Annotated in this window: 9 protein-coding genes and 1 pseudogene; all 10 read right to left on the bottom strand. The window is 65.9% G+C overall.

Features of this window, described 5'->3' with window-relative positions:
- Positions 1-1,962: an esterase/lipase family protein gene (locus ACYOEI_RS17310; RefSeq protein ID WP_462850788.1), complete on the bottom strand. Its 1,962-nt coding sequence runs from the start codon at positions 1,960-1,962 to the stop codon at positions 1-3.
- 208 nt (positions 1,963-2,170) lie between these two features.
- Positions 2,171-3,547 carry a glucose-6-phosphate dehydrogenase gene (gene zwf, locus ACYOEI_RS17305; RefSeq protein ID WP_462850787.1) on the bottom strand — a complete coding sequence of 459 codons (1,377 nt, stop codon included), beginning with the start codon at positions 3,545-3,547 and terminating at the stop codon, positions 2,171-2,173.
- 118 nt (positions 3,548-3,665) lie between these two features.
- A complete protein-coding gene (gene gnd / locus ACYOEI_RS17300) occupies positions 3,666-4,685 on the bottom strand; it encodes a phosphogluconate dehydrogenase (NAD(+)-dependent, decarboxylating) (protein WP_462850786.1) in 1,020 nt (339 codons plus the stop codon).
- A gap of 106 nt (positions 4,686-4,791) precedes the next feature.
- Positions 4,792-6,855 (bottom strand): glycogen debranching protein, encoded by a 2,064-nt coding sequence (locus ACYOEI_RS17295; protein WP_462850785.1) that lies wholly within the window; start codon positions 6,853-6,855, stop codon positions 4,792-4,794.
- 345 nt (positions 6,856-7,200) lie between these two features.
- Positions 7,201-7,674: a ribose 5-phosphate isomerase B gene (gene rpiB / locus ACYOEI_RS17290; protein WP_462850784.1), complete on the bottom strand. Its 474-nt coding sequence runs from the start codon at positions 7,672-7,674 to the stop codon at positions 7,201-7,203.
- 3 nt (positions 7,675-7,677) lie between these two features.
- Positions 7,678-9,774: a transketolase gene (gene tkt / locus ACYOEI_RS17285; protein ID WP_462850783.1), complete on the bottom strand. Its 2,097-nt coding sequence runs from the start codon at positions 9,772-9,774 to the stop codon at positions 7,678-7,680.
- Between the two features lie 235 nt (positions 9,775-10,009).
- Positions 10,010-10,246: pseudogene (locus ACYOEI_RS17280) on the bottom strand (hypothetical protein); the annotation flags it as partial.
- A gap of 340 nt (positions 10,247-10,586) precedes the next feature.
- On the bottom strand, positions 10,587-11,186 hold the full coding sequence (locus ACYOEI_RS17275; RefSeq protein WP_462850782.1) for a histidine phosphatase family protein: 600 nt from the start codon (positions 11,184-11,186) through the stop codon (positions 10,587-10,589).
- 61 nt (positions 11,187-11,247) lie between these two features.
- Positions 11,248-12,324: an esterase/lipase family protein gene (locus tag ACYOEI_RS17270; RefSeq protein WP_462850781.1), complete on the bottom strand. Its 1,077-nt coding sequence runs from the start codon at positions 12,322-12,324 to the stop codon at positions 11,248-11,250.
- Positions 12,325-12,993: 669 nt separating this feature from the next.
- Positions 12,994-14,409 carry a sulfatase family protein gene (locus ACYOEI_RS17265; protein ID WP_462850780.1) on the bottom strand — a complete coding sequence of 472 codons (1,416 nt, stop codon included), beginning with the start codon at positions 14,407-14,409 and terminating at the stop codon, positions 12,994-12,996.
- Between the last annotated feature and the right edge of the window lie 300 nt (positions 14,410-14,709).

Genomic DNA, 14,709 nt, shown 5'->3' with positions numbered 1-14,709 from the left:
CTAGAACTTCCTCGAGGCCGGTGCGACGGCACCGACCCTCGCCCCATCGACCGCGCCCGTCGGACCATCGGGCCCGAGGTGGACCAGGAGGATCCGACGGAGCTCCGCGGTTACCTCGGGCTTTTGCTGCGCGGAGTGGAAACCCGAGACGATCAGCTCGGACGTCGCGCCGTCGAGGTGGGAGCTGGAATACTCGACCACGCCATCCGTCTTCAGGACCCTACCTCCCCCGATCTGGGGGATGATCGAGTGATACGGGACCGAGGGATTGATCGGGATCCGATTCAAAGCGGCCAGGATCGGACTGTCGGTTCGGAGGTTGCCGATCGCGTTGAGGGGTTGGCCGCGCAACTCGGGGCTGATGACGTCCTGCCCGTAGATCTCTCGCATTTCCGCAGAGACCTCGTCGAACTTGGCAGGCCGGCGGATGAAGCTCGAGACGACGCGGCCAAACAACTCATTCGCGATCGGGCTGCCACGATGCGGCGACGCGATGAACACGACCCGCGAGACGTTGGGCACTCGCTGATAGACCAACGCCTGCCCGATCGTCTTCTCGAGCGACGGCGAGGCCTGGAGCTTCTCGTAGGGGACCTGGATCGTGGCGTTCCAGAGTTCCAGGCCGCTGTCCTGGGTCATCATCTTGGAGAGCAGGCCCCCCATGCTGTGCCCGACGAAGACCATCCGGTCCAAGGCACCGTCGGCATGGCCAGGGTCGAGCGTATCCCTTGTCTTGGCCAGCGACTCGCGGAGCCGGGCGGCGGAGGCCGGGACCGGCAGACCGGTCGGGTACATGAAAACCCAGAACTGGTAGCGGGCGGAGAGGATCGGGTCGTTCTCCAACTCGTTGATCGTCTGGATGAAGGCCCTCGGGCTCGAGACCAGGCCGTGGACGAAGACGACGGGGATCTTCCCCGGCTGATAAGGCCGGAGGATGTAGAGGCCGGTCTCCACGCCTTCTCGAGTGAAGTCGGACTGAAAAAGTCCGTTCCACTCGAGCGTGGAGAGGTGGATCCGGGCGACCTGCATGGCCAGGGGGGTGGAGAGGTCTCGGGCGAGGGGCACGCTCCTCGAACCGACGACCGCCGCCGACTCCTGCGCGGGGTCGAAGAAGACGAGGGTACTCCGCTTCTGCCGCCACTCGCCGCCGGCAAACCGCCCGCCAGGGATGACGACCGCTGTGGCCGCGGTCCGAATCTCGCGGGGCATGAGCTGGTCGTGCGTGTCGGGGGGAAGTTTCGGGTCGGTGACCCGGTGGGCGACGAGCGGGACCCCCAGGCCGTTGAAGCGGTAGACGTGGTCCAGCCCCGTGACCTGGAGGTCGCCCGTGAGGCGGACGTCGGCGATGCGCTCGGGGTCGAGGAACGTGGTCGAGCTGCCGAGCGACAAACCTTGCTCGCTCACGACCCGGCGCCAGACTTTCCGGGTCAGGATCCCTTCCGACTGAGCGATCCGGATCAACCGTGCCAGAGCCCGATTGTGGATCTCGGCCGCCAGCTCCGGGTGGGACCCTTGCGCCTCGCCAAGGGCGAGCGACGCGAGGATCGCCGCCTCGCGATACCAGTCGATGGCTGCCGACGGCGAGAACGTCTGGCGCTGGAGCCCCGCGCGGTACGAGAGCTCCGCGAGCGCCAAGGGCCCATTGGGGTCGGGGTAGAATTGGAGCTTGGACTCGAGTGCCCTCGCGGAGAGGGCCGGATTCCTCCCGGCATCGGCCGGGATCCCCGCGTGCTCGAGCACGGCCGCCGAGGCCCCGCTCACGCCTCGCGTGGCCTCGAAACGCTCGCGACGATCCCGGATCGTGTTACGGAACCGCGCCTCGGTCGCGCTGATCCCCGCGCAGCCCGAGGAACCGGCCAGGAATACGACCACGAGGAAGAGGCCGGGGCGGATCCTTGTCCCGACCTTGGGTCGAGAGTCGGCCTGGAATGACAATGCCGAGAGTTTGGGGAGGAGCGCCATCGTACGACCCAATCCGTTGGGTGGGCTCCGCCCACCGGCTTCCGAAGCGGCCAGAGTGGGCGCAGCCCACACCTCGGACTCGGAGTTCGTCCCGGATGGCTCCCCTTTTCTATCCGCAGGACGCGATTCTCGGAAGGCCGATCGCGAGCACTCGTCCCGTCGAGGATTTCTGATTTCTCCGGGCACGGTCGAAGATCGTGTTTCCAAATCACCGAGACAGCACGGGGTTATGCCAGCTATGGCCGTCATCGAGCAGGCGCTCAGCCTCGCGAGGGCCCCATGTCTTCGGCTCGTAGATGTGGACCGGCGTCGACTCGCCGAGGACGGGGCCGACGATCCGCCAGGCGGCCTCGACGTAGTCTTCTCGGGCGAAGAGGGTGGCGTCGCCTTTCATGGCCTCGCCAAGGAGCCGTTCGTAAGCCTCCATCTCGTCGGACTCGGGGTGGTGGCTAAGGAGGAGCTCGACCGGCTTCCCCTCGGGGTGTTCGCCGGGGGGGAGGACCATGGTGCCGAGGGCGATCGAATGGTCGGGGTTGAGTCGGAACCGGAGGTAGTTCGGGGTCAGTTGGGAGGTCGGGGCGATCGCCGGGGTGCGGCGGAGCGTCACCAGGACTTCGGAGCAGGTCACGGGCAGGTTCTTGCCGGCCCGGATGTAGAACGGGACCCCCTCCCATCGCCAGGAGTTGATCCGGAGCCGGACTGCGGCGAACGTCTCGACCTGGGAGTCGGGCGCGACCCCTTTCTCGTCGCGATAGCCCTGGAATTGGCCGCGCACGACGTCATCCGCGTGGAGCGGCGGGATGGCCTTCAGGACCTTGGCCTTCTCGTCCCGGACCGCCTCGCTGTCGGCGCCGACGGGGGGTTCCATCGTGAGGATCGAGAGGACCTGGAAGAGGTGGTTCTGCACCACGTCCCGGATGGCGCCGGCTTCTTCGTAGAAGTGGCCACGGCCCTGGACGCCGAAGTCCTCGGCCATCGTGATCTGGACGCTGTGCACATATCTTCGATTCCAGATCGGTTCGAGGAACGTGTTGGCGAAGCGGAAGTAGAGGAGGTTCTGCACCGGGCCCTTGCCCAGGTAGTGGTCGATCCGGAAAATCGACGTCTCGTCGAAGGCGCCGAGCAACGTCTGGTTCAGCGCCTGGGCCGAGGCGAGGTCCTGGCCGAACGGCTTCTCGACGACGATCCGGGCCCCTTTGGCACACCCTGACTTGGCGAGCTGCTCGACGACCAGGCCGAAGAGGGTCGGGGGGATCGCGAGGTAGTGCGTCGGCCGCTGGGCGGAGCCGAGCTGCTCGCGGAGCGTCTGGAAGGTGGCCGGGTCCTGGTAGTCGCCGTCGACGTAGCGGAGCGCGGCCATGAGCCGGCCGAACGCGGTCTCGTCGACGCCCCCGTGGTGCTCGATGCTCTCGCGGGCCCGCGCCTTGAGCTGGTCGAGGCCCCAACCCGCCTTGGCCACGCCGATGACCGGGACGTGGAGGTGATCTCGCTTCGCCATCGAATGAAGCGCCGGGAAGATCTTCTTGTAGGCGAGGTCACCGGTCGCGCCGAAGAACACGAGTGCATCGGATTGGGGTTTCGACATCGTCAGCTCTTCCCTCGGGTAGCAGGACAGGGCTCGGATTGGACGAAGGGAGTGTCTGCGTCAGGAACTGTCCTGAAACCCGGTTTCTAAGAAAAAACCGGGTCACGGGGACAGACACTCACTGCCCGGCGGCCTTCTCGACGTGGCCGCCGAACTGGAACCGCATCGCGGAGAGGAGCTTGTCGGCGTAGCTGGCCTCGCCCCGGGAGGAGAAGCGTTCGTAGAGCGCCGTGGTGAGGACGGGGGCCGGGACGGCCTCGTCGATGGCGGCCTTGATCGTCCAGCGCCCTTCGCCCGAGTCCGAGACTCTGCCGGCGAAGTCGGTGAGTTCGGGGTCCTTGAGCAATGAGGCCGCGGTCAGGTCGAGGAGCCACGAGGCGATGACGCTCCCTCGCCGCCAGACCTCGGCGATGTCGCGCAGGTCGAGGTCGTACTGGTAGAGCGAGGGATCGCGCAGCGGTGTCGTCTCCGCGTCGATCGTGTGCTGCTGCTTGCCGACGTTGGCGTGCTTCAGGATCGACATCCCTTCGGCATAAGCGGCCATGATGCCGTACTCGATGCCGTTGTGGACCATCTTCACGAAGTGGCCTGCGCCGTTGGGTCCGCAATGCAGATAGCCGTGCTCGGCGGTGCCGCCGAGGGACTCGCGGCCGGGGAGCCGAGGTGCGGCGTCGATGGGAGGAGCGAGCGTCGCGAAGATCGGGTCGAGGTAGGTCACGGCCTCCTTGTCGCCCCCGATCATCATGCAGTAACCGCGGTCGAGCCCCCAGACGCCGCCGCTCGTGCCGACGTCGACGTAGTGGATCCCCTCGGCCTTGAGCTCCCCGGCGCGGCGGAGGTCGTCGATGTAATAAGAGTTCCCGCCGTCGATGACGATGTCACCCTTGCTCAGCAAGGGGACGAGTTCGTTGAGCGTCGAGTCCACGACCGCCGCCGGGACCATCAGCCAGACGGCTCGGGGACCTTTCAGCTTCGAGACGAAATCCTGGAGGGTCGTCGAGCCCACCGCCCCTTCGTCGACCAGGGTCTTCACCGAGGAGGCGGAGACGTCATGGACGACGCACTCGTGGCCCGCTCGCATGAGCCGGCGCACCATGTTGGCCCCCATCCGGCCCAGCCCAATCATTCCAATCTGCATGAGTCGCTCCGTTATTGTTGGATGGTCTCAGGGCTCGCTTCGACCGGACAGTTCGGGCACACCGGGGGTTGCGGCCGAGTTTAACCAGCGGTCGTCGTCGGGCCAATTATCCGGCAAATCTCGACCCACGAATCAGCACGACGACCGAACGGGCCCGGACCACGTACTCGTCCGGCACGACCGGTTCGGATCCGGGTTCGACGATGTCGCCGGGGCTCACTTCCGCGGTGTCGACGACCCGATGCCAAGGGGTCTCGCCCCGCTCTTGGATCGCGAACGTCAGGGGTTCCCAGTAGGCGTTGATCATCACGTACAGGTCGTCGTCGCCGAGGCTTTCACCTCGGAGGACGTAGGCGAGGCTGTGCGAGTCGTGCGACTCGTCCGCGTCCGGGCCGACGCCGTACCATCGCACGTCTTCCCGCCAGAAGCGATTGCGATGCAAGCTCGGATGTGCTTTCCGGAAGGCGATCATGGCCCGGAAGAACCGGAGGTTCTCGCCGTTCACTTCGCCCCGGCTCCAGTCGAGCCAGGAGGTTTCGTTGTCCTGGTTGTACGGGTTGTTGTTCCCATGCTGCGTTTGCAAGAATTCGTCACCGGCGCGGAACATCGGGATGCCGTTGGCGAGCATCAGCAAGCAGCAGAGATTCTTCGCCTGGCGCTTCCGGAGCGTGAGGACGTCCTGGGGAGCGTTTTCATCCCCTTCCCAGCCACAATTCCAGTTGTAGTTGTCGCGCTGGCCGTCGGTGTTGTCGTGCCCGTTTGCCCAGTTCCTGGGCTCGGTGTAGGAGAGCAGGTCGTAGAGCGTGAAGCCGTCATGGGAGTTGATGTAGTTGATGCTGTGGAACGGGCGGCAGGCGTCGCGCACCGTGTCGGGGAAGAGGTCGTCGCTGCCGTAGAGCCGGCGCATCAAGGTCGGGACCATCCCCGGATCCCCCTTGATGAACTTGCGCAAGTCGTCCCGGAACTGGCCGTTCCACTGGCTCCAGAGCTGCCCCGGGAAGTGGCTGCCGAGTTGGTAGAGCCCCGCGGCGTCCCAGGGCTCGGCGATCAGATGGACGTGGCGGAGCGCCGGGTCCGCGCGGATCGCCGAGACGAGCGGCGAATCGGACAGGTCGATCAGCCCGTTGTCCAGGCGAGTGAACACCGAGGCGAGGTCGAATCGGAAGCCATCCACCCGCATCTCGGTCGCCCAGTAGCGTAGGCTCTCGAGGATCAGGACCTGGACGTTGCGGTTGTTGCAGTGGAGCGTGTTCCCTGTCCCCGAGTAGTCCGAATAGGGCTTCGCGGGGTCGCCGGAGAGGAGGTAATAGGTGCTGTTGTCGATCCCCTTGAAGCTGTAGGTCGGACCGTCCTCGGCGGCCTCGGCGGTGTGGTTGTAGACGACGTCGAGGATGACCGCGATCCCCGCGTTGTGCAGCGCCTTGACCATCTCCCGGAATTCGTCCTCGGCGCGTCCCTGGTCCGCGGCATACTGCCGGTGGGTCGCGAAGAAGTTGAGCGTCATGTATCCCCAGAAATTGCCCTCCTGGGGGTCGAACTGATGGACGGGCATCAACTCGACCATCGTGACGCCGAGCGCCTTGAGGTACGGGATCTTGGCGATGACGCCGGCATACGTCCCCCGGACCTCGTCTGCGACGCCCGAGCTCGGGCTCCGGGTGAATCCACGGATGTGGATCTCGTAGATGATGCTTCGAGGGTCGAGCGGGGGGTTGCAGTCCCCTCCCCAATCGAACGGTCGTTCGCCGTCCCTCAGGACGCCGAGGGGCGCCTTGCCCGCGTTCGAGCCCGGGCGTTTCGCGGCCTCGCGGTCGAACGTGGGGGGGAACCAGACCGACTTCGCGTACGGGTCGAGGAGGATCTTCTCGGGATCGAACGCGTGCCGGACGTCGGGGCCGCCCGGAGAAGGCCCGTCGATCGAGTAGGCGTAATACCTGGCGCCGGGGACGTCGGCCTTGGGGACCTTGCAGAACCAGATGGTCCGGAGCTTGTTCACCTGCGGGTCGAGCCGCTTCGCGAGGATCGGCCGGGCCGGGTCCTCCTCGCTGTAGAGGAGCAGCGTGACGGCCTCGGCATTTTCCGAGCAGAGCACGAAGTTATAAGCGAGTTCGTCATCGAGCCACGATTGGCCCGGGGGCAGGGGGCGCCCTTCGTCTCGGAACCATTCCACGACCCCTCGGCCCTGGAAGGCGGACGGGGACCGGCATTCCGCGTCGGGGAGTTGCCCGTTCAAAGAGTGGGTTGAATGATCATTTTCGGATGTCTCGATCGCCCGAGGGGTAGATTGCACGATGTCCCCTGCTTTCAAGCGACGGCATCCGTTGCCGGGTCTCGATCCCGAAGATTGGCATAAGAAACGCGTCGGAAGTGATTGGGGTCGATGTTTGTCCCGAAACCCGGTTTTTAAGAAACGACCGGGTTTCCGGCCGGGTGCTAAAGACTGTTTGTAGAGAGCCTCGAGGCCCGGATAAGCCGGACCTCGAGGCTTCTCGAGAGTCGAAGCGATCGCGGTCGATCAACCTCCCGCCGCCGGTCCCGCCTTGCCCGAGGCCTCCATGGCCTTGACCTTGGCGAGCCGGCGGACGTGTCGGGCTTCGTTGCTGAACGTCGCCCCGAGGTAGGCACGGACGAGCTCGTAGGCGAGCTCGGTGCCGATGATCCGGGAGCCGAGGACGAGGACGTTCATGTCGTCGTGCTCGACCCCCTGGTGCGCCGAGTAGGTGTCGTGGCAGAGGCCGGCACGGATGCCGGCCAGCTTGTTCGCCGCCACCGACGCGCCGACGCCGGAGCCGCAGATCAGGATCCCGCGATCGACTTTCCCCTCCTGCACCGCGAGCCCGACGGCCGCGGCATAGTCGGGGTAGTCGTCGGGCTGGTTCGGGTCGAAGGTCCCGAGGTCGACGTACTCGTGACCCAGCTCGGCGATGTCGCCGCAGAGGACCTGCTTGAGTTCATAGCCGGCGTGGTCGGCGCCGATGGCGATCTTCATGGTTTACTTCGCTTTCTCCAACTGGTCCTTGGCGGCGGAGATCACGTAATCGACCGTGAAGTGGAACTCCTTCTGGAGCTCCTTGAGCGGGGCCGAGGCGCCGAACGTCTTCATGCCGATGATCTGGCCGGTCAGGCCGACGTACTGGCTCCAGCCGAACGTCGCGGCCTTCTCGACCGCCACCCTCGCCTTGACGCCGGGGGGCAGGACGCTCTCGCGGTACTCGGCCGACTGGTGCTCGAAGATTTCCCAGGACGGCATGCTGACGACCCGGGCCTTGATCCCCTCGGCCGTGAGCTTCTCGTAGGCCTCGACGGCGAGTTGGATCTCGCTGCCGGTGCTCAGCAGGAGGACGTCGGGCTTGCCGTCGGGCGCGTCCGCCAACACGTAGGCCCCCTTGCTCAGGCCCGAGGCGGGGGCATACTTGGTCCGGTCGAGGGTCGGCAGGTCCTGTCGGCTCAAGATCAGGCAGACCGGCTCGTGGGTGAGCTGCATGACATAGCGCCAGGCCTCGACCACCTCGTTGGCGTCGGCCGGCCGGAGCACGACCAGACCGGGCATCGCCCGGAGCGATGCGAGCTGCTCGATCGGCTGGTGGGTCGGGCCGTCCTCGCCGACTCCGATCGAGTCATGCGTGAAGACGTAAATGACCGGGATCTCCATCACCGCCGCGAGTCGGATCGGCATCCGGCCGTAGTCGCTGAAGATCAGGAAGCCCGCGCCATAAGGCCGGACCTTGACCAGGGCCATCCCGTTCATGATGGCGCCCATGACGTGCTCACGCACGCCGAAGTGGAAGTTCCGGCCGCCGTAGCTCCCGGATTGGAAGGCGCCCGCCCCTTCGAAGGTCAACAGGGTCTTTGTCGAGGGGGCCAGATCCGCCGAGCCGCCGATCAGCCAGGGGACTTCCTTGGCCACAGCGTTCAGGACCTTGCCCGAGGAGACGCGGGTCGCCATCCCCTTGGCGTCGGCCGGGAACGGGACCAGCCCCTTGTCCCAACCGTCGGGGAGCTGGCGGTGCTGCATCCGGCTGAGCTCGTCGGCCGGGCCCGGGAACTCGGCCTTGTACTTCCCGAGCGAGTCGAACCAGGCGTCTCGGAGGGTCTTCCCGCGCTGGCCCATGCCCTCCCGGAAGTGCTCGTACACGCCGTCGGGGACGAGGAACTTGGCGTCCTCGGGCCAACCGTAGCCTCGCTTCGTGAGCTTGATCTCCTCGTCGCCGAGCGGCTCGCCGTGCGCCTCTTTGGTGTCCTGCTTGTGGGGGGCGCCGAAGGCGATGTGGGTGTCGACGATGATCAGCGTCGGGCGGTCGTCGGTCGCCAGGAAGTTGGCGAACGCCTTCTCGAGCTGGCCGAGGTCGTTGACATCGGTCACATGTGTGACGTTCCAGCCGTAGGCGAGGAACCGGGCACCGACGTCCTCGGTGAAGGCGAGCGAGGTGCTCCCCTCGATGCTGATATGGTTGTTGTCGTAGATCCAGCAGAGGTTGGAGAGCTTCCAGTGGGCCGCGAGCGAGGCGGCCTCGGACGAGATCCCCTCCATCATGCAGCCGTCGCCGCAGATCGCGTAGACGTTGAAGTTGATCAGCTCTTCGAAGCCGGGCTTATTGTAGTGCGCCCCCATCCAGCGCCCGGCGACCGCCATGCCGACGCTGTTGCCCACCCCTTGGCCGAGCGGGCCGGTGGTCGTCTCGACGCCCGAGGTCCAGCGATATTCGGGGTGCCCCGGGCACTTGCTGTGCCACTGTCGGAACCGCTTGATGTCCTCGAGGGGGACCGACGGCTCGCCGAGGGTCTCGTAGTCCTTGCTTACCGACTTGACGCCGGTCAGGTGGAGCATGGCGTAGAGCAGCATCGACGCGTGGCCGTTCGAGAGGACGAACCGGTCTCGGTTCGGCCAGATCGGGTCCTCGGGGTCGAAGCGGAGGATGTTCTGCCAGAGGTAGTACGCCACGGGGGCCAGGCCCATCGGGGCGCCGGGGTGTCCCGAATTGGCCGCCTGGACCGCGTCCATCGCGAGCGTCCGGATCGTGTTGATGCACGTGATGTCGAGCGGGTCTTTCCCGGCCTCGGTCGCCTTCGGGTCGGCCGCGATCGCCATGGATCTCTTTCTCCTCTCCAGGTACCTGACAGTCAGTCTGTTCGTTCGCCGCGTGGTCTGTCTCGCGGTCATTCTCGCCGGGTCGTTGGACTCGAACACGCCGGGTGGGACATCCTTAATCAGGACGAGGCCCCGGCTATCGCGTGTCGGACGATCGCCCCGGCCTCGTCGACGATGGCGTCGAGGTGGGCATGGTCCTTGAAGCTCTCCGCATCGATCTCGGCGGTGTTCTCGGTGCCGACGCCCTTCCGCCGGAGGTGCCGCGGTTCGGCGGGTTGTACTTGAAGCCGCCGTCGGCGGGGGAAGTGTGCGACGGGGTGTTGACGATGCCGTGGCCGAGGTGTTCGCGACGCCCTCGGCGATGGACCAGGATCGCGTGCGAGATCACCGGCGTCGGGCGCTCGCCGTCGTGAGAATTTGCCGGGCCTGGCCGACGGTCGACGTATTCGCGCAGCAAGGCGGCGAAGTCCATGAGTACGTCCGCCGGCGCGAGTTGTCCTGCCAGTGGATGTATCGCCATAAGACCTCACCATCTCTTTCCCGAAACCGGTCCGCCATCTCGTCCGAATCGGCGTCCCGGCGCTCGAACCTCAACCCGACGCGGAGATGGTCTTCGGTCCGGGCGAACCCTTCCCGGGACAGGCCGACATCGACGGGCTGGTCACGCTCGGGAGGGCGGCCCCCGATTACGATAATCTGGCCTCCCCCCCAATTGCCAGGGCGCTTCGGGCGGTCCCGCCCCGATCGGTCCGGATTCTCGGGCCGAACCGGGGCTCATCGAGCCTGAAGGGGCGTCGGGGGCGATCCTCCACTTACGCCGACCGGACGTGGCGGTCGTCGTTCCAGAGGCGGATGGCCGGCTCAGCCAGGTTGTGCTCGTAGCCGACGACGCTCAGCGCCGCCGTGCCGAGCACGAAGTAGCGGGCATGCGACGCGGGGAGTCCGAGCCAACGCGCCGCGAGGACCCGGAGGACGTGGCTGTGGCTGAAGACGAGGACGCGGCCGCTCGCTTCGCGAATCTTGGCGACGACCCGGTCGGCCCTGGCCGAGATCGCGTCGAGCGTCTCCCCACCGGGGCAGCCGTCGCGGAAGAGGTCCCAGTCGGGCCTCTGGCCGCGGATCTCGGCGGTCGTCAGACCCTCGTAGGCCCCGTAATCCCACTCCATCAGGTCCTTATCGAACTCGGCGAGCTCGGCGAAGCCGGCGATCTCGCACGTGCTTCGCGAGCGGCGGAGCGGGCTGGCGATCACCCGGGCGAACCCGAGACCGCGGAGCCGGTCGCCCAGCCCTCGCGCGTTTTCCTCGCCCCGAGGGGTCAGGGGGATGTCGGTCCGGCCCGTGTGCTGGCCGCTGATCGTCCAATCGGTCTCGCCGTGGCGAGCCAGGTAGGTCTCGGGGAGCACGTCGCTCATGATCCAACCCTCGATTCTCACTTGCAAGGCTCGATAGAGCCCGGGCTCTGGCGCGGGCCGGTCAGGGCTTGAGGTGTTCGACGAGGATGCGCCGGACTTCCTCGATGACGGGGGGGGTGTCCTGGCATAGGTGCCCGGCGCTGACGAGGAACTCGGGCCGGGGACCGTCCAGGTGCGAGCTGGCGTAAGGGACGACGCCGTCCGAACCCCCCGGACGCGGGGGATTACGACGGTCGGCGATGATCGAATGGTAGGACACACCCGAGTTGATGGCGAGGGCGGACAGCGCCAGGAGCTCGGGATGTCCCCAGGCGAGTTGGTCGATGCTCGAGGGGATCTTCTCTCGAAGCAACGGGGTGAAGAAGTCCGGCCCGTTGGCTTTCAAGAGCCTCGCGTGCGCCGCCTGGAGCGGGTCGTGGGTCCGGACCAGCCGCAAGCCGATCCGGTGCACCGCCCCCTGGTCGAGTTTGCTCCCCCGATGCGGCGTCGCGATGAAGACCACCCGGCGCACCTCGGGTAGGGGCCTGAAATAGAGGATCTCCTGGAGAATATCGCGGTCCTCGCGCGAGCCGACCATCGCGTCGAACGGCTTCGAGCAGAGCAGGTCCCAAAGCTTCGACCCGCTGTCCTGCACCACGATCTTCGCCAGCAAGCCTCCCATGCTGTGCCCGACGAGGACCATGCGGTCGAACGCCGCGTCGGTGCCGTCGGGGTCAAACCGCTTGCGGGCCTCCCTCAGGCTATTCCTCAGCAGCAGCGCCGAGTAGAGCAGCGGCTCTCCGGTCGAGTATCCGAATGTCCAGATTTGGTAGCGGTCGAGCAGGGCCCGATCGGACTCGAGCGACTCGCACATCCGGGCCCACGACCAGGGGCTCAGCCAGAGGCCGTGGATGAAGACGACCGGGATCTTCCCCCGCTCATAAGGCCGGATCAGCGACAGCCCGACCGGCTCGAAGTGGAATGCGGGGATCGTCGTCGACGGTGCTCCGGGGTCGACCGACGCCGGGGCGCTCGGCTTCGCGACGCTCGCGATCACTCCCGAAGGGGCCGGGTGCGTCGGCTCGGTCGGAGGGGCCGCCCCCAGCGTGGAGGCGAGGACGAGCGTCAAGAACGCCGGGATTCCGATCTCGAGGCGCATGACCTTCAATACCCTACTCTTTGGAATGACGAGGTCTCGTTGGTGTTCGAGTCGAGGATGACGTCCCCGGACGCGTCCCTCTCAGGCGGTTCTCGGCGAGTCGAGTGTGTGGGCCCGGACTCATCGAATTGAACCGCGAAAGCCCTCGGCCCGGATGGCCGAAACTCGCGAGGTCGAATGAACGGGGTGGATGGGGGTGTCGCGACGGCGGAGAGAAGAGAGTTGACAGTCCCAAACTTCGATGAGAGTCACCTCAACGTCAGTGCCCTGGGGAACGCCCTGCCGGCGAAGAAGACGTGGACAAGCCCGAGGTTCCGCCCGACATCCCCTCGATTTCCTTCCGGCGCCGGTCGGCCCGAGGCAACACCCTCCAGGACCGACCTTTGCGGCCTTCGTATTGAACCCGAGCTCCGGCCCCAAATCAAGCGAAAAACCGGTGAGCCGGCCCACCGGTTCGACTTGTGTCGCGAGAGACTCCTGACGTTCATTAATCCGTCCATTATCCGATTGTATGATGAATCTATTGTGAGGTTGGATTGATGATTTTCATCGAGATGATCTATCTCCGTACTGCCTCCCGGTCTTCTTTGTGTCTTGGTGCCATTGTGGTGAATCTCCAGCAACGTCGACCAGAGTGACTTGCACCGGCTCCGACACCCAGAGACTCGATCATTTCCCCTCGGCGGCCCACGCTTTCATCTGGGCGATGTTCTGGCGCAGGGTCGCGTCACCCTGGGCGTCCTTGCTACCCAGGTACACGGCCATGTCGCTGTCGTACATCGCTTCCGGCTCGGGCTGACGTCCCCTATCGCCGGTCTCCTCGATCCAGTGGTCGAGTCGCCCTCGCATGGTTCCCAAGGTCGCGCGGTGCGCCGAGTCGTCGGCTAGGTTCCGGGTCTCGTGCGGATCGGCGGCGATGTCGTAAAGCTCCTCCCTGGGGCGCGACTCGGAGAAGAGCAACCGCTCCTGCAACTCGTCGAGCGCCTTCTCATCGTGCAACTGCCGGAGCCGCTTGACGATCGCCTTGGCGTCCTTGTACCGGTTCGGCTGGAGGTGGGGACGGTCGGGATAGAAATTGCGAATGTATTTGAACGTGTCGGTCCGGACTCCCCGGATCCGCTCGACCGTCTCGTCGCACCGGTCCCGCGCGGCGAACACGGCGTCTCGAGCGACCCCATCGGCGGCGAACAGGTCGTGCCCTTGCATCGCCTGAGGGATGGCCAGCCCCGCCAGAGCGAGCGAGGTCGGGGCAATGTCGATGTGCTCGACGAGGTCGTCCCGGACCTTCCCCTTCGCAATCCTCGGCCCCCTGACGATCAGGGGTACGTGGATCCCCTCGTCGTAAAGGAACTGCTTCCCCCTCGCGTGGCTGATGCCGTGGTCGGTCGTGAAGATCACCACCGTCGAGCCCGCCAGGCCCTCGTCATCGAGCCTCCGGAGCACGTCGCCGACCTGCTTGTCGGTGTATCGGACCGCGTCGAGGTAGTCGGCCCAGTCCTCGAGGATCACCGGATCTTTCGGGTAGTACGGCGGCAACGTGACCGACTCCGGTTTCGTGGCCTCACCCAACTCCCGACGCACCACCTCCGCCCAGTTCTTCCCCTCGCGATATTTCCCGCCATGCAGTTGGACCTGCATGAAGAACGGCTGCCCCGGCTTCCGTCCCGACCAGTCGTTCCCGTCATACATCGACGGGGCCCAATCGAAGTTGTAATCCGTCTTCCCGAGCCCCTTCCCCTTCGCGAGCGGCCCCCCGATGCACGTGTAATACCCCGCTCGTTTGAAAGCTGCTGGAACCGGCTCGACCCCCTCCGGCAGCCGAATCTTCTCGACTCCTCGCCCGCTCCGGTGGTTTTGCGCCCCGATCGTCGTCTGATACATCCCGGTAATCAGCGCCGAGCGGCTCGGCGAGCAGACCGGCGCCGTGACGAACGCCTTCCGAAACCTCGTCCCCTCCCTCGCCAGCCGATCCACGTTCGGCGTCCGGATCGTCGTCTCCCCCTCGCACGAGAAGCTCGCCGACATGTCATCCACGACGATCCATACCAGATTCGGCCGATCCCCTTCCGCCGCACCCCCTGGCATCGCCCATGTCGTCAAAAGCGCAAGGCACCGTATCAAGATCGTGCGTCGCCTCATCAATATCGCCTCTCCCGCATGAATCGCTTGGACACGCGAACCGATCGGCGGTTGCCGAGGACGGGCGCAAGAGACCAGACAACCGTCAGGATCTCCGAATGGGTCCCTTTCGAAACCGGAGCCCACCCCGGAGTCATCGCGTGCGTATCCTTTCAAAACCGACTTGCGAGCCAATAACCACGTCAGGGCCTGGCGAGTCAACGCTTTGCCCAGGATTCCCGACCCGACGAAGTCCGCTCGTGTACC

The organism is Singulisphaera rosea, assembly GCF_054877945.1.
This window is presented reverse-complemented; position numbering and strand designations above follow the sequence as displayed.